The 19,422-nt window shown below is 61.0% G+C and carries 23 protein-coding genes; 9 read left to right on the forward strand and 14 right to left on the reverse strand.

Translation table 11 applies throughout. The annotated features are described in order from the left end of the window. Window positions 1-9: 9 nt before the first annotated feature. On the reverse strand, window positions 10-765 hold the full coding sequence (locus tag J4E53_RS17830) for a spermidine synthase (RefSeq protein WP_025212625.1): 756 nt from the start codon (window positions 763-765) through the stop codon (window positions 10-12). A gap of 142 nt (window positions 766-907) precedes the next feature. Here J4E53_RS17830 and J4E53_RS17835 point away from each other — a divergent pair, with 142 nt between their 5' ends. Continuing rightward, on the forward strand, window positions 908-2,254 hold the full coding sequence (locus tag J4E53_RS17835; protein WP_092472922.1) for a class II 3-deoxy-7-phosphoheptulonate synthase: 1,347 nt from the start codon (window positions 908-910) through the stop codon (window positions 2,252-2,254). 127 nt (window positions 2,255-2,381) lie between these two features. On the opposite strand, the gene J4E53_RS17840 is transcribed toward J4E53_RS17835, so the two are convergent. Together J4E53_RS17840 and J4E53_RS17845 are read right to left on the reverse strand one after the other, a co-directional pair. Beyond that, the gene (locus J4E53_RS17840; protein ID WP_207268164.1) at window positions 2,382-3,611 is read right to left on the reverse strand and encodes a winged helix-turn-helix domain-containing protein; all 1,230 of its coding nucleotides are present in this window, start codon (window positions 3,609-3,611) and stop codon (window positions 2,382-2,384) included. Window positions 3,612-3,675: 64 nt separating this feature from the next. Beyond that, entirely contained in the window at window positions 3,676-3,894 is a 219-nt protein-coding gene (locus tag J4E53_RS17845) for a DUF1127 domain-containing protein (protein ID WP_053120494.1), read from the reverse strand. A gap of 97 nt (window positions 3,895-3,991) precedes the next feature. Between J4E53_RS17845 and J4E53_RS17850 the strand changes: the two genes are divergently transcribed. After that, window positions 3,992-4,846 carry a LysR substrate-binding domain-containing protein gene (locus J4E53_RS17850; RefSeq protein ID WP_027912697.1) on the forward strand — a complete coding sequence of 285 codons (855 nt, stop codon included), beginning with the start codon at window positions 3,992-3,994 and terminating at the stop codon, window positions 4,844-4,846. Here the strand turns inward: J4E53_RS17850 and J4E53_RS17855 are convergent. Next, entirely contained in the window at window positions 4,836-5,585 is a 750-nt protein-coding gene (locus J4E53_RS17855; protein ID WP_060738540.1) for a sulfite exporter TauE/SafE family protein, read from the reverse strand. The two genes, J4E53_RS17850 and J4E53_RS17855, sit on opposite strands and share 11 nt — an antisense overlap. 147 nt (window positions 5,586-5,732) lie before the next feature. Between J4E53_RS17855 and J4E53_RS17860 the strand changes: the two genes are divergently transcribed. From J4E53_RS17860 to J4E53_RS17870, 3 genes are all read left to right on the forward strand, one after another. Next, window positions 5,733-6,194 (forward strand): MarR family winged helix-turn-helix transcriptional regulator, encoded by a 462-nt coding sequence (locus J4E53_RS17860; protein WP_060738541.1) that lies wholly within the window; start codon window positions 5,733-5,735, stop codon window positions 6,192-6,194. 352 nt (window positions 6,195-6,546) lie between these two features. Continuing rightward, window positions 6,547-6,966: an organic hydroperoxide resistance protein gene (locus J4E53_RS17865; protein ID WP_103309637.1), complete on the forward strand. Its 420-nt coding sequence runs from the start codon at window positions 6,547-6,549 to the stop codon at window positions 6,964-6,966. A 35-nt stretch (window positions 6,967-7,001) separates the two neighbouring features. Beyond that, on the forward strand, window positions 7,002-8,015 hold the full coding sequence (locus J4E53_RS17870; RefSeq protein ID WP_103309635.1) for an alpha/beta hydrolase: 1,014 nt from the start codon (window positions 7,002-7,004) through the stop codon (window positions 8,013-8,015). Between the two features lie 95 nt (window positions 8,016-8,110). On the opposite strand, the gene J4E53_RS17875 is transcribed toward J4E53_RS17870, so the two are convergent. Continuing rightward, the gene (locus tag J4E53_RS17875) at window positions 8,111-8,680 is read right to left on the reverse strand and encodes an elongation factor P (RefSeq protein WP_003199385.1); all 570 of its coding nucleotides are present in this window, start codon (window positions 8,678-8,680) and stop codon (window positions 8,111-8,113) included. A 48-nt stretch (window positions 8,681-8,728) separates the two neighbouring features. Next, window positions 8,729-9,862 (reverse strand): elongation factor P maturation arginine rhamnosyltransferase EarP, encoded by a 1,134-nt coding sequence (gene earP / locus J4E53_RS17880; protein WP_060738544.1) that lies wholly within the window; start codon window positions 9,860-9,862, stop codon window positions 8,729-8,731. Window positions 9,863-9,983: 121 nt separating this feature from the next. On the opposite strand from earP, the gene J4E53_RS17885 reads away from it, so the two are divergent. Together J4E53_RS17885 and J4E53_RS17890 are read left to right on the forward strand one after the other, a co-directional pair. Beyond that, a complete protein-coding gene (locus J4E53_RS17885; RefSeq protein ID WP_060738545.1) occupies window positions 9,984-10,370 on the forward strand; it encodes a hypothetical protein in 387 nt (128 codons plus the stop codon). 1 nt (window position 10,371) lies between these two features. Next, window positions 10,372-10,854: a GreA/GreB family elongation factor gene (locus J4E53_RS17890; protein ID WP_060738546.1), complete on the forward strand. Its 483-nt coding sequence runs from the start codon at window positions 10,372-10,374 to the stop codon at window positions 10,852-10,854. Between the two features lie 14 nt (window positions 10,855-10,868). On the opposite strand, the gene cysB is transcribed toward J4E53_RS17890, so the two are convergent. From cysB to J4E53_RS17910, 4 genes are all read right to left on the reverse strand, one after another. After that, complete coding sequence (gene cysB, locus J4E53_RS17895; protein WP_003199376.1) at window positions 10,869-11,843, reverse strand: HTH-type transcriptional regulator CysB; 975 nt, start codon at window positions 11,841-11,843, stop codon at window positions 10,869-10,871. Window positions 11,844-11,953: 110 nt separating this feature from the next. Then, window positions 11,954-12,454: a universal stress protein gene (locus J4E53_RS17900; protein WP_060738547.1), complete on the reverse strand. Its 501-nt coding sequence runs from the start codon at window positions 12,452-12,454 to the stop codon at window positions 11,954-11,956. A gap of 96 nt (window positions 12,455-12,550) precedes the next feature. Next, complete coding sequence (locus J4E53_RS17905; protein ID WP_060738548.1) at window positions 12,551-13,456, reverse strand: 5'-nucleotidase; 906 nt, start codon at window positions 13,454-13,456, stop codon at window positions 12,551-12,553. A 21-nt stretch (window positions 13,457-13,477) separates the two neighbouring features. Beyond that, complete coding sequence (locus J4E53_RS17910) at window positions 13,478-14,431, reverse strand: putative 2-dehydropantoate 2-reductase (protein WP_103309633.1); 954 nt, start codon at window positions 14,429-14,431, stop codon at window positions 13,478-13,480. 268 nt (window positions 14,432-14,699) lie between these two features. Between J4E53_RS17910 and J4E53_RS17915 the strand changes: the two genes are divergently transcribed. Further along, window positions 14,700-15,776, forward strand: coding sequence for a 3-deoxy-7-phosphoheptulonate synthase (locus J4E53_RS17915; protein ID WP_060738550.1), 1,077 nt, complete (start codon window positions 14,700-14,702; stop codon window positions 15,774-15,776). A gap of 170 nt (window positions 15,777-15,946) precedes the next feature. Here J4E53_RS17915 and J4E53_RS17920 read toward each other — a convergent pair whose 3' ends face one another. Beyond that, window positions 15,947-16,228: a GNAT family N-acetyltransferase gene (locus tag J4E53_RS17920; protein ID WP_053120470.1), complete on the reverse strand. Its 282-nt coding sequence runs from the start codon at window positions 16,226-16,228 to the stop codon at window positions 15,947-15,949. Between the two features lie 635 nt (window positions 16,229-16,863). On the opposite strand from J4E53_RS17920, the gene oprI reads away from it, so the two are divergent. After that, a complete protein-coding gene (gene oprI / locus J4E53_RS17925; RefSeq protein WP_003183784.1) occupies window positions 16,864-17,115 on the forward strand; it encodes an outer membrane lipoprotei OprI in 252 nt (83 codons plus the stop codon). A 123-nt stretch (window positions 17,116-17,238) separates the two neighbouring features. Here oprI and J4E53_RS17930 read toward each other — a convergent pair whose 3' ends face one another. The 3 genes from J4E53_RS17930 to J4E53_RS17940 all read right to left on the reverse strand — a co-directional run bounded on the left by J4E53_RS17930 (window position 17,239) and on the right by J4E53_RS17940 (window position 19,418). Then, window positions 17,239-18,210, reverse strand: coding sequence for a L,D-transpeptidase family protein (locus tag J4E53_RS17930; protein WP_060738551.1), 972 nt, complete (start codon window positions 18,208-18,210; stop codon window positions 17,239-17,241). Between the two features lie 252 nt (window positions 18,211-18,462). Beyond that, window positions 18,463-18,756, reverse strand: a complete 294-nt coding sequence (locus J4E53_RS17935) for a hypothetical protein (RefSeq protein WP_003199347.1) — start codon at window positions 18,754-18,756, stop codon at window positions 18,463-18,465. A 56-nt stretch (window positions 18,757-18,812) separates the two neighbouring features. Then, complete coding sequence (locus J4E53_RS17940; RefSeq protein WP_060738552.1) at window positions 18,813-19,418, reverse strand: arylesterase; 606 nt, start codon at window positions 19,416-19,418, stop codon at window positions 18,813-18,815. Between the last annotated feature and the right edge of the window lie 4 nt (window positions 19,419-19,422).

The raw sequence follows: 19,422 nt of genomic DNA on the forward strand, positions 1-19,422 counted from the left end.
GGCCTTTGATCAGGTCGCCGGCCGGATCGCCTTGATCAGTGACTGCAACGAATACCCCAAGCGTGGCGCCAGCCCTTCGGCCCTGGCGACCAGTCCTTGCATGTCCAGCTCCTGATCGAGGTCCGCCGGCACAATCAGGATCACATTGCCCTCCTTCACCGGCAGCTCCCAATAATGCCGGTGGTACAAACCGCGCAAGAGCGCCGCGCCCAATGGCTTGCCGTCGTCGGTGGCCCATTGGTTGATCACCAGCCAGCCGCCCGGGTTGAGGCGCTTCTGGCAGTTTTCCAGGAACCCCCAGGCCAGATGCCCGACGCCCGGGCCGACATCGGTATAGAGGTCGACGAAAATCAGGTCCGCCGGTTCCGCCGTTTCAAGCAGCTCCAAAGCATCGCCAACGCGGATGTACAGTCGCGGATCGTCGTCCAGCCCCAGGTATTCGATGGCCAGGCGCGGCACGTCGGGACGCAGTTCGATGGCCTCGACGTCTTCCAGTGGCAGGAACTTGAGGCAGGCCTGGGTCAGCGTACCGGCACCCAGCCCCAAGAACAGCGCGCTTTCCGGCTGCTCGTGACACAACGCACCGATGAGCATGGCGCGGGTGTAGTCATATTCGAGCCAGCTCGGATCGGCTGTGAACACGCAGCTTTGCTCGATGGCATCGCCAAACTCCAGAAACCGGTAATCGGCCACTTCGAATACGCGAATCATGCCGAACTCGTCGTGCACCTCGGCGAGCAAATGCTCGACGCGCTCCTCTGTCATTTCATCTCCTGATGGTTGCCGTGCCGGCATGAGCCTGCGGATACGGGACAAAGGCGCGATTGTCCGCGAAGCAACCGGAACAGGTCACGTACTAATTTGCTGATAACATGGCCGTCCGAGCGTAAATCACCTAGAGATCATGATGAGCCAACCCTGGAGCCCTGACAGCTGGCGTGCCCTGCCGATCCAGCAGCAACCCCGTTACCCCGACGCCGCGCACCTGTCGCAGGTGGAGCAGACCCTGGCCAGTTATCCGCCGTTGGTGTTTGCCGGCGAAGCCCGGGAGTTGCGCCGTCAGTTCGCCGAAGTCACCCAGGGCCGGGCGTTCCTGCTGCAAGGCGGCGATTGCGCCGAAAGCTTTGCCGAGTTCTCGGCGGCCAAGATCCGCGACACCTTCAAGGTGCTCTTGCAGATGGCGATCGTCATGACCTTTGCCGCCGGCTGCCCGGTGGTCAAGGTCGGGCGCATGGCCGGACAGTTCGCCAAGCCACGCTCGGCCAACGACGAAACCATCGACGGCGTGACCCTGCCGGCCTACCGGGGCGACATCGTCAACGGCATCGGTTTCGACGAAAAAAGCCGCGTACCGGACCCGGAGCGGTTGTTGCAGTCCTACCACCAGTCCACCGCCACCTTGAACCTGCTGCGCGCCTTCGCCCAGGGCGGTTTCGCCGATCTGCACCAGGTGCACAAGTGGAACCTGGACTTCATCGCCAACTCGGCCCTGGCGGAAAAATACAGCCACCTGGCCGACCGCATCGACGAAACCCTGGCATTCATGCGCGCCTGCGGCATGGACAGCTCGCCGCAACTGCGCGAAACCAGTTTCTTCACCGCCCACGAAGCACTGCTGCTCAATTACGAAGAAGCCTTCGTGCGCCGTGACAGCCTGACCAACGACTATTACGACTGCTCGGCCCACATGCTCTGGATCGGCGACCGCACCCGTCAGTTGGACGGTGCCCATGTCGAATTCCTGCGTGGGGTGAACAACCCGATCGGGGTCAAGGTCGGCCCGAGCATGGACCCGGACGACCTGATCCGCCTGATCGACGTGCTCAACCCGGACAACGACCCCGGCCGGCTGAACCTGATCGCCCGGATGGGCGCCAACAAGGTCGGCGAACACCTGCCGCCACTGTTGCGCGCCGTGCAACGTGAAGGCAAGCAGGTGCTGTGGAGCTCCGACCCGATGCACGGCAACACCATCAAGGCCAGCAGCGGCTACAAGACCCGGGACTTCGCGCAGATCCTCGGTGAAGTGAAGCAGTTCTTCCAGGCCCACGAAGCCGAAGGCACCTATGCCGGCGGGATTCACATCGAAATGACCGGGCAAAACGTCACCGAATGCATCGGCGGTGCACGACCGATTACCGAGGACGGGCTGTCGGACCGCTACCACACCCATTGCGACCCGCGGATGAATGCCGATCAGTCGCTGGAGCTGGCGTTCCTGATTGCGGAGACGTTGAAGCAGGTTCGGCGGTAGGTTCTTCTTCGCCGGTTAGACGGCTATCGCGAGCAAGCTCGCTCCCACAAGGGGTCCCGGGTGACCACAGGTTTTGTGTTCACAGCAGATCCAATGTGGGAGCGAGCTTGCTCGCGATAGGGCCTGCTCAGTCACCACCGATCTGCGCCAACGCCACCGCCAACCGAACCCCACCCACCCGCTGACAGTTAAGCTGGACCCGCTCCAACCCCAGCCAATCGGCCATGCGCCGCAGGTTCACCGCCAAGGCTTGCACCCCCTCCTCGTCCAACCCCGGCTCTTCCTCGTGCACCGCATGCACCGCCAACCGGCCCAGGGCCCGCTCCGCCCGCAGGTCCACCCGAGCCGCGATGCGTTCATTGTGCAAGAACGGCAATACGTAATAGCCGTACATCCGCTTGTGGACAGGGGTGTAGATCTCCAGCCGATAGCGGAAATCGAACAGTCGTTCGGCACGGCTGCGCTCCCAGACCAGCGAATCGAACGGCGACAACAAGGCGCTGGCCGCTACTTTGCGAGGGATTTTCGCCGTGGGTCGACACCAGGCCGGTTGCTTCCAGCCCTGCACCTCACAGCGCAGCAGTTCGCCGGCCTCTTCCAACTCGGCCAGTCGCCCGCGGCTGTCGGCCGGCCCCAGACGAAAGTAGTCGCGCAGGTCTTTCTCGGTCGCGATGCCCAGGGCGTCGGCGGCATGTACCAGCAAGGCGCGCTGGGCCTGGGCTTCGTCCGGCAACGGTTGCTGCAGGATCGAAGCTGGCAGTACCCGCTCCGGCAAGTCGTAGAGCCGCTCGAACCCACGCCGCCCCGCCACCGTGACTTCGCCCGCCGCGAATAGCCACTCCAGCGCATGTTTCTCTGCGCTCCAGTCCCACCACGGCCCGGCCTTCTCCTGGCGCGTGGACAAGCTGCCGGCACCGAGGGCGCCCTGCTCCTCGACCGACGCCAGGACGCGACGGATGACATCCTGGCGTTCATGACCGAAACGCGCCAATTGCTGGTAGATGCCCTCGCCACGCGCCGCCCGATCCATGCGCCAGCGCATCAGTGGATACATGGACAGCGGCAGCAGCGACGCTTCATGGCCCCAATACTCGAACAGCGTGCGGCGTCGGCCCTGGCTCCAGGCGGCTTGATCGAGCAAATCGCGAGGGTAGTGACCGAGGCGGGAAAACAGCGGGAGGTAATGCGAGCGCACCAGCGCATTGACGGAGTCGATCTGCAGGACGCCGAGGCGTTCGATCAGACGGTTGAGGCGCGAGGGTTGCACCGAAGCTGGCGGCGACCGCCCATCGAATCCTTGGGCGGCCAACGCCAGACGCCGGGCCTGTTTGAGGGTAAAGGACACAGTCGCGGGCATGGAGATCTCCTTGTCTGCTCGCAACCTACCTCACCAATAAGGGGTTTGTGTAGGAAAGGATGGCTCATTTGTGCATTGGGTCATCCCAGAATGGCCGAACCACTTCCTGCTCCACGTCGGCACGGCTCACGCCGATGTCCTTGAGCGCCTCGTCGCTCATTCCGGCCAGCAGTTCGCGTTCATGGTGCAATTCGTACCAGCGGCTAAACTTGTGCAGCAAGGCGCTGATGGAAAAGCCGTGGGAGAGTTTGTCTATCAGTAGATAACCTTTTTGACCTTTCATCGTGATGTCCTCCGTTGGGGATGGCTCAAGTCTCGCGCTAACGCTAAGATCAATCCAACGAATGTTTCTTATGCAATACATCTCGGAGATTGATCAATTGTCGAGTTACCCGAGCATCGATACGGAAGTGCTGCGTACCTTTGTCGCCATCGCCGACCAGGGCGGTTTCACCCGCGCCGGGGAATTGGTCAATCGCACCCAGTCTGCCGTCAGCATGCAGATGAAGCGGCTGGAAGAAGACGTCTTGCAGCGACGGCTGTTCGAACGCGACGGGCGCCAGGTCAAGCTCACCGCCGAAGGCCAGGTGCTGCTGGGTTACGCCCGGCGGATCCTCAAGCTGCACAGCGAGGTGTTCAATACCCTGCGCGAACCGCATATGGTCGGCACGGTGCGCATCGGCACGCCGGACGATTACGTGATGCGTTTCCTGCCGGGCATCCTGCAACGCTTCGCCCAGTTCTATCCCCTGATCGAAATCGAAGTGCACTGCGAGTCGTCCAAGCAGTTGCTGCTGCGCCAGGACCTGGACCTGTCCATCGTCACCCGTAAACCGGGGGACGAAATCGGCCAGTTGCTGCGCAAGGAGCGCTTTGTCTGGGCCGAAGCCGCCTGCTTCAACGTCCATGAACAAACACCGCTGCCGCTGGCAATGTTCAACAGCGATTGTTTCTGCCGGCAATGGGCCTGCAATGCGCTGGATGCCATGGGCCGCGATTATCGCGTGGCGTACAACAGCTCGAGCCTGTCGGCGCTCATGGCGGTGGTGGGGGCCGGCCTGGCAATCACGGCGCAACTGGAAAGCCTGCTGACCCCGGACATGCGCGTACTGGGCGAGGCCGAAGACCTGCCGGAACTGCCCGAGGCCAGCATCATGCTGATCCGCAACCTGCATAATCCGTCGCCGATCACCGAGTGCCTGGCCGAACACATCGTTGAAGGTTTCAAACTTTAAAGGCGAGCAACACCGCGCACAGCACCAGGAAACCACAGAACAGCCCGCGCAACAGCCGCTCCGGCAAGGCGTGGGCGACTTTCACTCCCCAACTGATGCTCAGCAAGCCACCGACGGCCAGCGGCAGGCCGATGCTCCAGTCCACTTCGTGGTGAAACGCATACGTGGCGAGGGTCACGCCGGTGCTGGGCAAGGCCAGCGCCAGGGACAAACCTTGGGCAACCACCTGGCTGGTGCCAAAAATGCTGGTCAGGATCGGGGTGGCGACAACGGCCCCGCCGACACCGAACAGACCGCCCATGGTGCCGGATGCGGCTCCCAGCACGCCGAGCCACGGCCAGCCATACCGCATTTGCGCCGAAGCAGGTGCGGTGGCGGCGAACATGCGAACCAGGTTGTAGAGCGTCAGCGCGATCAGGAACGCCACGAAACCGATCCGCATGCTATCGGCATCGATCCCCACGGCCCAGATCGAGCCAAGCCAGGCAAAGCAGAACCCCATGGAAGCCAACGGCAGGACATGGCGCAATTCGATGCGATTGCGCTGGTGGTAACGCCACAACGCCAGCATGACGTTGGGCACCACCATGACCAGCGCCGTCCCTTGGGCCATTTGCTGGTCAAGGCCGAACCAGACGCCCAGCACCGGAATGGCAATCAGGCCGCCACCGATCCCGAACAATCCCCCCAAGGTGCCTAACACGGCACCAAACACCAAGAACAATGCAAATTCGAACACAGAAGACTCCCCTTTTCCTCAGGGCGCTTATCCTACGCAGTCGGCGCCAGCGGGGAAACGTAACATCTATCCGGAATGTCAGAATTATCTGGCGCATTAAAGATTCGCCCGCTAGATTCGTAACGATCATTGAATGAAGGTTTTGCCATGAACACCCTGCGCGACACCCCCGAAGCCTGCGAAGCCCTGTTGCTCGACAACCAGGTCTGTTTCGCCCTGCACTCCACGTCGCTGCTGATGACCAAGGTCTACAAGCCGCTGCTGCAGGCCCTGGGCCTGACCTATCCGCAATACCTGGCGATGATGGTGCTGTGGGAAAAGGACGGATTGACCGTCGGTGAAATCAGCACACGCCTGCTTACCGACCCCGGCTCGCTGACCCCCTTGCTCAAGCGCCTGGAGGCCGAAGGCCTGCTGAGCCGCACCCGCAGCCGTGAGGACGAACGTGTGGTCATTGTCGAACTCACCGAACAGGGCCGTGCCCTGCGGGAAAAAGCCCTCGACATCCCCCAATGCATCCTCGCCGCCAGCGGCCAGACCCTGGAACAGTTGAAGAAGCTGCAACATGACCTGCAAGCGCTACGCGGGCATTTGCAAGACAGCCTCTGACTCCCCCTGTGGGAGCGGGCTCGCTCGCGAAGGTGCCGGGACATCCGATCTCCCCGCCAACTGACCCACCGCAATCGCGAGCAAGCTCGCTCCCACATTGAAGTTGCGGCGCTCCCCTCTGTGGGAGCGAGCTTGCTCGCGATTGCGGCCTCCCAGCCTACCAGCTAAAAAATTTTTAACACCACCAAACCCCTCTAGCTCAAGGGGTACAAGCCCTTTCAGCCTGAATTTTCATACCTGCCTCGAAAATTTATCTTGCGCACAAAATATTAGCGCTATACATTCGCCTCACACCTACTTAGCGCGCAAACATTTAGCGCAAATAAACCAACCCAGAAACGAGGCTCCCATCATGCAAACGCTCTACACCGCAATCGCAACTTCCACCGGCGGCCGTGACGGTCGTGCGATCTCCAGTGACAACATTCTCGACGTCAAACTCGCCACGCCCAAGGAACTCGGCGGTGCGGGCGGTGCGGCGACCAACCCCGAGCAATTGTTCGCCGCCGGCTACTCGGCCTGCTTCATCGGCGCCCTGAAATTCGTGGCCAGCCAGAGCAAACGCAAGATCCCGGACGACGCCTCGATTACCGCCCACGTCGGCATCGGCCAGATCCCCGGTGGTTTCGGCCTCGACATCGACCTGCACATCAGCCTGCCAGGGCTGGACCAGGCCGACGCGCAAAGCCTGGTGGACGCGGCTCACCACGTCTGCCCGTACTCCAACGCCACCCGCGGCAACGTGGATGTGCGCCTGCACGTGACCGTCTGACCACCAACCCTGGCCCCGAACTCAAGGAGATGCACATGAACACATTCAGCAAAGCCCTGACCGGCACCCTTCTCGCCCTCAGCGTCAGCAGCGCCTTCGCCGACGGTATCGTCGAACACAACACCCAGGCGTTTCTCGACGCGCTCAATGCCGGCACCGGCAAGCCACTGGAGCAGCTGTCGCCCAAGGACGCCCGCGCCGTCCTGATGGGCGCCCAGGCGGGGGTAAAGTTGAGCTTGCCCAAGGCCGACGTCAGCGAGAAAACCATCCAGGTCGATGGCCAGCCGATCAGCCTGACCATCGTTCGCCCCGCCGGGGTCAAGGGTGAGTTGCCGGTGTTCATGTTCTTCCACGGCGGTGGCTGGGTACTGGGCGACTTCCCGACCCACGAACGACTGGTTCGGGATCTCGTTGCGGGGTCCGGTGCCGTCGCGGTGTTCGTCAACTACACGCCTTCACCCGAGGCGCATTACCCGGTGGCGATCAACCAGGCTTACGCCGCGACGAAATGGGTGGCCGAGCACGGCAAGCAGATCAGCGTCGATGGCAAGCGCCTGGCCGTGGTGGGCAACAGCGTCGGCGGCAACATGGCGGCGGTCGTGGCCTTGATGGCGAAGGACAAAGGCACGCCGGCGATCCGTTTCCAGGCATTGCTGTGGCCGGTGACCGATGCCAGCTTCGAGACGGCGTCCTACAACCAGTTCGCCGAAGGGCACTTCCTCAGTAAAAACATGATGAAGTGGTTCTGGGACAACTACACCACCGATGCCGGGCAACGCGGCGAGATCTATGCCTCGCCGCTACGGGCCAGCACCGCGCAACTCAAGGGCCTGCCGCCAGCGCTGGTGCAGACCGCCGAGGCCGATGTCTTGCGCGATGAAGGCGAAGCCTATGCCCGCAAACTGGACGCGGCCGGTGTGCCCGTGACGGCCGTACGCTACAACGGCATGATCCACGACTACGGCTTGCTCAACGTGGTCAGCCAGGTGCCAGCGGTGCGTTCGGCGATGTTGCAGGTGTCCGAAGAGCTCAAGCAGCACCTGAAGTGATGATGGAACCAGGAGAAACCACGGGATCTGGTATTCAGTCCTGAAATAAAAAAGCCCGACTCAATGGTCGGGCTTTTTTATACAGAAGGCTGCGCTTACTTGGCGCGACCTTTGTAGGAACCGCCTTCGCGGGTATCGATCTCGATCATGTCGCCGATTTCGATGAAGTCAGCGACCGACAGTTCGGTACCGTTCTTCAGTTTGGCAGGCTTCATGACCTTGCCGGAAGTGTCACCGCGAGCGGAACCTTCGGTGTAGTCAACCTGACGCACGATGGTGGTCGGCAGTTCTACGGAAACCAGGCGCTCTTCGAAGAACACAGCTTCGCAGACGTCGGTCATGCCTTCTTCGATGAATGGCAGAACGCTTTCGATGTCTTCGGCGTTCAGCTCGTACATGGTGTAGTCAGTGGTGTCCATGAACGTGTAGGTGTCACCGCTGATGAAGGACAGGGTCGCTTCTTTGCGGTCGAGGATCACGTCGTCCAGTTTGTCGTCGGCGCTGTAGACGATCTCGGTCTTGTAACCGGTCAGCAGGTTCTTCAGCTTGGTCTTCATGATCGCGCTGTTACGACCCGACTTGGTGAACTCAGCTTTCTGAACCAGCCAAGGATCGTTTTCGAGACGGATCACGGTCCCGGGTTTCAGTTCTTTACCAGTTTTCATTGCGAATATCCGAATTTGGATGGGATTTACAAAAATCTAGGCCGCGTATCATATCCAATTTACATAAAACTTCACCAGCGCCGCGGCAAGATCGGGTCGCGAAGCCTGTTCCAGACACCACGCCTGGGCATGTTCGGCCAGTTCCTGCTGCTGTTCGCGGCTGGTTTTCCAATGCTCGGCCATGTCCTGGCCGGCATTCCAGGCCCGCCAGAGACCATTGGTCGCTTTTTGCGCGGCCGGTGAAAGCCCCTGATTGTAGAGCCTGAGAAATGCCTCGAGCTTTTCCAGGTGGACGTCTTCTTCCTGCTGGTAGATGTGCCAGAGCAGCGGCCGACCGGCCCATTGCGCGCGCACGAAGGAATCTTCGCCACGCACGGCGTTGAAATCACAGCACCACAGCAACTGGTCGTACTGATCCTGGCGAACGAACGGCAGCACCTGCACCGTCAGTGCGCCGCGTCGATGCAGCGCACCGACCTTCAGGCCGTCGACACCGAGCCAACGCTCGACGTCGCCCAACACTCGCCCTTCGGGAACCAGCACATGAAATGCCTGGGTATCGGCTGCCATCGCGTCAAACCAGCTCGCCAGCCCGGCGTTCTCGTAGGCGAACAGCGAGATCAGGCAGGCCTGCGGCGCCCGCTCGACGCCCAATCCTTGCAGGAAACTGCGTTGCGCTTCGGCATCCTGCTGGAATTGCCGACGGCGCTCCAGCAGACCGGCCTCACGCAGCAAGCCACCCGTTCCCTCCCGAAAGCCCGGGAAAAAGAAATATTTCTGCACGTGTTTGTATTTGACTGACGGTAAGCCATGGCAACCGATCACCCAGTCTTCGGCGCTCAAATAATCGAGGTTCATCCACAAGGGCGTCGTCTGGCGTTCGGCCATCGCTTCCATGTAGGCACTCGGCAACTGGCAGGCAAATGCGGCGATCACCACCTCGGCGGCCTCGGTGGGCTGCCACTCTGCAGGCCAGTGGCACACTTGCACGCCCTGCTGCCATTGCTCGGGCAGGGTGATATCGATCTGCGGGCACAGCCGTTCGAAGGCACGCAGGTCGTCGACCCACAGCCGCACCGCGAATTGGTGCTCGGCCACCAATTGCCGAGCCAGGCGCCAAGTGACACCGATGTCGCCATAATTATCGACGACGGTGCAGAAAATATCCCAGCGCACAGCCATTCCCGACTCCCTGTGACAAAGGCCTGATTGTCCCGAATAAACCGATCGCGCAGAAGAGCCGACGGCGATTAATCTTCATGCGACAATCAGCGCCTGCCCATGACCCTGCCAGGAAGCAGCCATGCCCGATCACTCGACACCCTCGCGCCTTACGGCTTTGCAATTGACCTTCAGCATTGCCCTGGGCCTGTGGCTGGGGTTCCTGGCCATCGTGTTGACGGGCTGGCTACTGTCCCGATTCCTGTTCAACGAACAACTGGCACCGGTGGCCGCCGCCGTCCATCAACTGGCGCAACCACCGGCGGTGCAACCGGCCCCCGAGCCGCCCACGCCGATGTTCGAGCAGTATCAGCAGAACCTGCAGAGGAACGAACAGCGTCAGGCGCTTGATCAGGCCCGCAGCAATCCTCGCAACCTGTCCAACCCCAAGTGCCAGTTCTGGCTGCAACAGGACCAGAATGCACCCAGTGAAAAAAGCCGTGCCAACGTGCTGCAATTTTGCGAGTGACATGAACAAACAGACCGTCCACCAGTTGATTCTCGACAAGCTCGAGATTGATCTCGATATCGCCGAGCGCGCCGCGCAAACCGCCTACGAAACCGCGACCCACGAAGAAAACATCGCCGAGAACAAATACGACACCCTGGGCCTCGAGGCGTCCTACCTCGCCGCCGGACAAGCCAGGCGCGTGGAAGAAATCCGCCAGGCGCTCACCCTTTGTCAAAACCTGACGTTGAGGCCTTACGACGAGCAGCGCGGCGTTCAGGTCGGCACATTGATCGGGCTGGAAGATGAGCACGGCCGCCAGCAATGGCTCTTCCTCGGGCCGGATGCGGCAGGCTTGAAGGTCTCGCTGGTAGGCCAGCCGATCACCGTCATCACCCCTCGCTCACCGCTGGGCCGAGGCCTGCTGGGCAAGTTCGAAGGGGATGAAGTGGAGATCGTGGTCGCGGGCGCCCGGCAACAGTTCACTGTCACCGAGGCGATCTAGGCAGGTAACGTTTTTTAGTGCACCGGCAGTTCGACGCCGTCGAACAACTCTTCGAGTTCCTGCTTGTTGTGGCACTGGATGGCCTTGGCCATCACTTCCCGGGTCAGGTGCGGCGCGAATTTCTCGATGAAGTCGCACATGAAGCCGCGCAGGAAAGTGCCACGTCGGAAACCGATCTTGGTCACGCTGGATTCGAACAATTCGCTGGCATCCAGCACCACCAGGTCACTGTCGAGCTTGGTATCGACGGCCATCTTCGCGACGATGCCCACGCCCAGGCCCAGGCGGACGTAAGTCTTGATCACGTCGGCGTCGGCGGCGGTGAACACCACTTTCGGCGTCAGGCCACGATGACTGAAGGCTTCGTCGAGCTTGGAACGCCCGGTGAAACCGAATACGTAGGTGACGATCGGGTATTCGGCCAGGGCTTCGAGGGTCAGCTTCGGCAGCTTGGTCAACGGATGCCCCTGGGGCACGACCACGCAGCGATTCCAGCGGTAGCACGGCATCATCACCAGGTCCCCGAACAGCTCCAGGGCCTCGGTGGCAATGGCGAAATCCACCGTACCGTCGGCAGCCATCTCGGCGATCTGCATCGGCGACCCCTGGTGCATGTGCAGCGCCACGTCGGGGTATTGCTTGATGAAGTTGCTGATCACCGGCGGCAGCGCATAGCGGGCCTGGGTGTGGGTGGTGGCGATCGACAAGGTGCCTTTTTTCTCGTTGGAGAATTCCTGGGCGATCTGCTTGATGCTTTCGACCTTGCGCAGGATCTCGCCAGCCGTGGTGATGATGCGCTCACCGGCCGGGGTCACGCGGGTCAGGTGCTTGCCGCTGCGGGCGAAGACTTCGACGCCCAGCTCGTCTTCCAACAGGCGGATCTGCTTGCTGATGCCGGGTTGCGACGTGTAGAGGCTTTGGGCAGTAGCGGAAACGTTGAGGTCGTGGTGCGCCACTTCCCAGATGTAGCGCAGTTGTTGAAGCTTCATATGTATCCCTCAAAGCAGTTGGACGCCACGGGCATCAGCGACGGTATATAACTATATGGAAGGTCACGACAATAAATCTAGAACTTTTTATAAAACGCCATCATTTAGCCTCAAGCCTCGCCCTGACGTCGACGCTGGACCAGCGGAACCAGGTAGACCGGTACCCGGGATAACTGCAATACCCGGGCAGCGGTCCTGCCCAAGGGGGTTTCACCGTTCGCCCCTTGGCAATGACTGCCTACGATCAGCAAATCAACGGAGAGTTTCGCAGCCTGCTCCAGGATGACCTGGGAAGGATCGCCCTGGTACACCCTGACCGACCTGATCAGTTTCAAGTCCTGTTGCCCTTCCCCCAATTCCTCACGAAAACTGTCGAGCACCCGCTGTTCGATATTGGCCATCACCGTATTCAGACCTTGGCGATGGAATTCGTTCAGCGCCTGCTCGTCGAGATAGCTTTGCAACACCGATTCGGCGAACAGCCCCATCGGTTCCACCGCATGCACCACATACAACTCGGCTTCAAACGTCCGTGCCAGCGCCAAGGCATGCTGCATCACATAAGGGGCATAAAGGCCCAGGTCTGTGGCGTACAGCATCGAACGAATCATGTGACCTCCTCACGTGCCAGAATGGCGGAGATTGATTCAGCTTAGCAGCGCCTCGGGGACTGCGACGTGCGGCCTGACGTCCCGACCCAGAGGCAGTCAGGGCTTTATTTCGTTACTGATGCCATGGGGCACGTGACCGGTGGCGACCACCTCCCGGGCCAGTTCGCAGTGGCCAGTCTGGTCATCGAAAAACACATCGGCGGCAAAGGCCTCCAGGAAGGCCGATTTGGTCAGGCCGCCGAGAAACAGCGACTCGTCCAAACGGATATCCCACTCACGCAAAGTCCGGATGACCCGCTCATGGGCCGGTGCCGAACGGGCGGTCACCAAGGCCGTGCGGATGGGGCAGGCGTCCTCGGGGAACTCGCGCTGCAGCGCGTTGAGCGCCGCCAGGAAGCCCTTGAACGGCCCGCCTCGCAGCGGTTCACGGGCAGACTGCCGCTCGCTGGCCTGGAAAGCTTCCAGGCCACCGGCCTGATAGACACGCTCCGACTCATCGGAAAACAGCACGGCATCGCCGTCGAAGGCAATGCGCAGTTCTGCACTGGCGGCGCGACTGGCCCCACCCGACAGGATGGTCGCGGCGGCAAATCCGGCGTCCAGGGCGCTGCGCACGTCTTCAGCGTGGGTGGACAAGAACAGGTCACAGCCGAATGCCTTGAGGTACGGGTAAGGACTGCGACCGCCAACGAAGGCCGCGCGCGAAATCGCCAGCCCATAATGATGGATCGAGTTGAACACCCGAAGGCCGGTGTCGGCACTGTTGCGCGACACCAGGATCACCTCGACCCGGGCACGCCCCAGGTGTTCGTTGAGGTCCAGCAGTTTCTGCACGAGGGCGAACGCGTCACCGGGTGCCAGGACTTCGTCTTCATGCTCGATCTGGTATTGCCGATAGGCCTCGACGCCACTCGACAGGTACACCTTGTGGCTTTCCCTCAGGTCGAACAACGCCCGCGACGAAATCGCCAGCACCAGTTTGTCGTCGATGTTGTTTGCCATGCCACTCCCCTTTCGCCCCGCTCAGCGGTTACAGCGATCCATGAACGCCAACGCCTGATACAAGGCTTCGATTTTCGGCAGCTCACACCCTGCCGCTTTCGCCGCCGCCAATGGCCGGCCGTAGATCGCGTCCAGTTCCAGCGCTCGCTTGTGGGAATAATCGTGGTACATGCTCGGCCAGTAATCGGGCATCTTCTCGGTCATCGTGAACAGATACTCGGCATAACCCGGCGCGATGTGATGCCCGCAGGCTTGCGCACCGCGGACCACCTCCGCCATCAGCGCCTGGATCAATTCGCGGCTATGAGTGTTGGCCATCAACGGCGTGGTACTGGCGCCCAACAAAACCGAAAGACCGTTGTACGGCACATTCCACACCAGCTTCTGCCAGCGGGCCTGTTGCAAGCCAGGCATGGCCTGGGCCTCGATACCGGCGCTGCGGAACACGGTCGTCGCCTCTTCGACGATCGCCATGCGTTGCGCCTGATCGGCACAGGGACCGCTGTGATAACCGACGTTGACCGCGCCAAGTGCCTGGTGGGCGATGACGCCAGGGCCGACGCGATGCACGCAGATCAGGCACAGGCCCCCCAGCAGATGCAGCGAATCGGGCAACAACGATCGAAGATCGTCCTCGACGTCCAGGCCGTTCTGCAGCAACAGGACTCTTGCCCCGTCAGCGGCAGCCTGGGCAATGGCCGGCGCCAGGTCGGCATTGCTGGTGGTCTTGGCGCCGACCAGCAGCCAGTCACAGGGCGGCATATCGGCTGCCGAGCGATAGGCCTGGACGGGGTCGAGGGCCAGCGTGCCATGGACCGCGCTGTCGATTCGCAAACCGGCTTCGGCCACGGCGGCAAATTCGCTGCGCAGTAGAAAGTGCACGTCAAAACCAGCGCGCGCCAGCATCACGCCATAAAACCCGCCAATCGCCCCGGTGCCGATCATTCCGATCCGCGGTTTAACCCCTGCCTGCATCGTTGCAACTCTCCTGGTAAAAAACCCCTGCACACTATCGGCGCGAGCAGCATGGCATGCAATCTTCATTACATCCGCTCACGAATCTGTTGCAGAGCCATCGCCAAGGCCTTTTCCCTGGCCTATAGGGCATTAAACCGGGCCCAGCCCATTGTCGAGCCACCTCGTAACGCGATAAGGTTCGGCTCCCCGACGCGCTTAAAATTCGCTGTGCACCGCCGCGCGGGGATCGCTGGCGGCCGGCACCCGTGACCTGACGAGTAACACGATGGCTGATTTACCGATCAATGACCTTAACGTCGCCTCCAACGAGACCCTCATCACGCCTGACCAGCTCAAGCGCGATATCCCCCTGAGCGACGCTGCCCTGCGCACCGTGACCAAGGGCCGGGAAGTCATTCGCAACATCCTGGACGGCACCGACCATCGCCTGTTCGTGGTCATCGGCCCCTGCTCGATCCATGACATCAAGGCCGCCCACGAATACGCCGAGCGCCTGAAAGTGCTGGCGGCGGAAGTCTCCGACACCTTGTATCTGGTCATGCGCGTGTATTTCGAGAAACCGCGGACCACCGTCGGCTGGAAAGGCCTGATCAACGACCCGTACCTGGATGACTCCTTCAAGATCCAGGACGGCCTGCACATCGGTCGCCAGTTGCTGCTGGACCTGGCGGAAATGGGCCTGCCCACCGCCACCGAAGCCCTGGACCCGATCTCGCCGCAGTACTTGCAGGACCTGATCAGCTGGTCGGCCATCGGCGCGCGCACCACCGAATCCCAGACCCACCGCGAAATGGCCTCCGGCCTGTCGTCGGCGGTGGGCTTCAAGAACGGCACCGACGGCGGTCTCACCGTGGCGATCAACGCCTTGCAGTCGGTTTCCAGCCCGCACCGCTTCCTGGGCATCAACCAGGAAGGTGGCGTGTCGATCGTCACCACCAAGGGCAACGCCTACGGTCACGTGGTCCTGCGCGGTGGCAACGGCAAGCCGAACTACGACTCGGTCAGCGTCGCACTGTGTGAGCAGGCGCTGAACAAAGCCAGGATCAAGCCGAACATCATGGTCGATTGCAGCCACGCCAACTCCAACAAGGACCCGGCGCTGCAACCGTTGGTGATGGAGAACGTGGCCAACCAGATCCTGGAAGGCAACCAGTCGATTATCGGCCTGATGGTCGAAAGTCACTTGAACTGGGGCTGCCAGGCAATCCCGAAAGACCTCGCCGACTTGCAGTACGGCGTCTCCATCACCGATGCCTGCATCGACTGGAGCGCGACCGAGAACACCCTGCGCAGCATGCACGCCAAACTCAAGGACGTGCTGCCGAAGCGGCAGCGTGGTTGAAAAGATCGCAGCCTCGTTTCACTCGACAGCTCCTACACAGCTCATAGACGTATTTGGGCTGGGGATGCAGGAGCTGGCGAAGCCTGCGATCTTTCTGCTCTCTTTAAGTTAAGGCATAAAAAAACGCCGGACTCTTCAGTCCGGCGTTTTTTATTGGGGAATCCGTTTTCTCAGAGCTTCGCCGCGTGCCGCTGGTGACGCTCCATGTAACGCTCCACGTAGGAGCAGGACGGGATCACCGTGTAGCCCATCTCTTCAGCGTACTGCAGCGCCCTTTCGGTCAGCGCCGCCGCGATGCCCCGGCCGCGCAAGGCGTTGGGCACGAAGGTGCGATAGATATCCAGGGTCTGCTTGCCCAGGTCCATATAGGTCAGATAGGCACGATGACCGTCCACATTGGTCTCGAACTGATGACCAGCCTGGTCATGGTGGATGGTAACCGCCTCGCTCATCACTACTCCTCGCGGGTCTGAATGCCGACCCCTACCTTACCGATGTTTTTCCGGCGAAGGAACATCTACGCCACCCCGTGCCTTCCTGGTCACCGAGCGCCAAAACCGATCCGCTCAAACCCGAGCACGTCGTGAATAGTAGGCACCAATGACGCAAATGCTCAAGGCACGCCTGTCATCGAAGGGGTAAACCTGGTCGGGTTTATCGATTGAGCGCCATCCTCGAGCGGTAGTCGGTCACGGTGCAATAGCTGAACATCGCCAGTTGTTGAGTCTTGAGACGAGCGCGCGTAGTTAAAGTCACCGCCAATACCAATAAAGATGCCTGGGACGCTGCACAAAAAATGTACAAAAGTGTAGGTGAATCAATAAACAACGACGTTAGCGAGGGCTGCAAGAGTTCTTCCCCACGGCGGAACTTTTTTTCGTCGACGCGCTCCAGCCATGGGCTTGGGGCTGTATATTTTTTCAACGGCCCTAAGAAAAGTTGCTCGAAAAAGAATCACCGCCTACAATTTTTTTGCTTCTTGCGCTACGTCAGTTTACTTACTACAAGTAATGGGTAGTATGTACGCCGGCTAACTCCTCAGTCTGGGGAGACAGTCACTAATAGAAAGTCCTTGAAGGGGAAACCGATGAACAACGTTCTGAAATTCTCTGCTCTGGCCCTGGCCGCAGTTCTGGCTACCGGTTGCAGCAGCGCATCGAAAGAAACCGAAGCACGTCTGACTGCTACCGAAGACGCAGCAGCTCGCTCCCAGGCTCGTGCAGACGAAGCGTACCGTAAAGCTGATGAAGCTCTGGCTGCTGCTCAAAAAGCACAACAGACTGCTGACGAAGCTAACGAGCGTGCTCTGCGCATGCTGGAAAAAGCTAGCCGCAAGTAATAGTCCTTCGGGATTGTTATCGAGCCGACCCATTTTTGGGTCGGCTTTTTTATTGCTTGGCGTTTAAGCAGGCGATAAAAAACCCGCCGACATCGCGAAACGTCGGCGGGTTGCTTTCGAGTTTTACTGCTGCAAGTCGATCGGCGCGCTCGAGACCATCGGTGCCGAGGTATTGGGAACGGCAATTTCCACCGGCAGGCCATCTTCCGCCGCCACCACGTCCCGCACCACGTCCCAGTTCATGCGCAGGTTACTGGTGATGTCTTCGCGCTTGAGCATCGCATTGATCACCGCGGTGTGCTTGTCCACCACCGACGGGTTGCCCTTGTCGTCCAGTGGCGTATGCGCTTCGAGGTACACCTTGCCACCGCTCAAGCCCAGCTTGTAGGGGTCGTTGATGATCCGCACCGACGTGCCCACCGGCACCATGCCGGCCATTTCCAGTACGTTGTTGTTGAACATCCGGAAGCAACCGTGGCTGGTCCGCATGCCGATGCCAAACTTCTTGTTCGAACCATGGATCAGGTAGCCCGGGGTGCCCAGGGTGAACTTGAAAGGGCCCAGCGGGTTATCCGGGCCGGCGGGCACGACATTCGGCAACGGGTCGCCGTCGGCAGCGTGTTCGGCCTTGATCGATGCGGGCGGCGTCCAGGTCGGGTTCGGTGTCTTGGCGATGATGCTGGTGTGAGCGATCGGCGAGCCCCAGCCCTCACGGCCAATCCCCAGCGGGAAGGTGTACACCACGTTCCGCCCCTTGGGGAAATAGTAGAGACGGTACTCGGCCAGGTTGATCACGATGCCCTCGCGCGGGCCCGGCGGCAGGATGAAACGGGTCGGCAGCACGATCTCGGTGCCAGCGCCAGGCAACCAGGGATCGACCCCCGGGTTGGCGGCGACCATCTCGCTGTAGCCCAGGTCATAAGTGGTGCCCAGGTCGGCGAAGGTGTCTTCGTACTTGGCCTTGATGACTTGCACCTGGCCAATGATGTCTTCACCCGGCGGTGGCAGAGGCAGCTCGAGTGCGGCAACGGGGCCCGCCATACACAGGGCGGCAAGAGACAGGCAGCGGGCGACGGCAGGCAAGCGCGGCAACATCCGGGAAATCCTTCGCAGATCGAACAAGGGGTATGAAAACGGCGATTGTACACTGCCACCCATTATTTCGGGGAGAGCGGCAAGGCGGCGTCCGATGCACAGCATTTTTTTGGGCATTCACCCCGCGCCCTGTGGGAGCCGAGCTTGCTCGCGATGACGGCGGTACATTCACCCTCGATGCAAGCAGTGCCACCGCTATCGCGAGCAAGCTCGGCTCCCACAGGGGCGCGGGTCATGGCACGCGCTGAGGGATTACAACTCGAACCGCAGCTCCGGCCAGATCGGCGAGGTGCCGCGCTTCTGGGATTCCAGGATCGCCCGGCACAGCGAGCACAGGCGATGATCCTGGAAAATCTTGCGATCAACGCTCGACCAGCGCGGCTGGGCCGGCAGCAGGCTACCGCAGAGGGTCCGGTCGGCCGAGCCACCGAGTTCCAGTTGCCGGGTCACCAGGTGCACCCGTACTTCCTGGCAGGCGAACAGATCCAGCTGCTCGTCAGGCTCGATCAGTTGGTAGGCAAACAGGGACCAGGCGGGACGCGGCATCGGGGGCTCCAAATCGGGGGCGCCACATTAGCCGAAAGCCCGCCTGTAGAAAAGCGTCAAAGCAGCGGTTTTAGCGTCGGCCAGACATTTTCCAGCAACTTGCCCTGGGCCGCGACGGACGGGTGCAATCCGTCGCCTTGCATCATGGTCGGAACGCCACCGACGTCCTTGAGGAAAAACGGCACCAGCGGGACTTTTTTCTCCTCGGCCAAGGTGCTGTAGACCCGGGCAAAGGCATCTGTGTAACGCCGTCCGTAATTGGGTGGCAATTGCATGCCCAGCAAAAGCACCTCGGCACCGCTGGCGCGGGCGCTGTCGATCATCGCTGCAAGGTTTTGTTGCAATTGTGTTGGTGGTTGTCCGCGCAAGCCATCGTTGCCACCCAGCTCCAGGATCACCAGGTCCGGTTTATGGGCTGCGAGCAGCGCTGGCAGCCGCGCCTGGCCTCCAGCGCTGGTGTCGCCGCTGATGGAAGCATTGACCACTTTATCGTCAAAACCCTCGGCCTTGAGCCGTTGTTCGAGCAACGACACCCACCCTTGCCGGGTATCCAGGCCGAAAGCCGCGCTGATACTATCGCCAACGATCAGGACTGTACCCGCCGCTGCGTTCTGGGCCATGCACATCAAGGCCAGGCCGGCACTCAAAAACCACACACGCATCGGA

The sequence above is a fragment of the Pseudomonas sp. FW305-28 genome, assembly GCF_017351395.1.
GTDB classification, from domain to species: domain Bacteria; phylum Pseudomonadota; class Gammaproteobacteria; order Pseudomonadales; family Pseudomonadaceae; genus Aquipseudomonas; species Aquipseudomonas fluorescens_AA.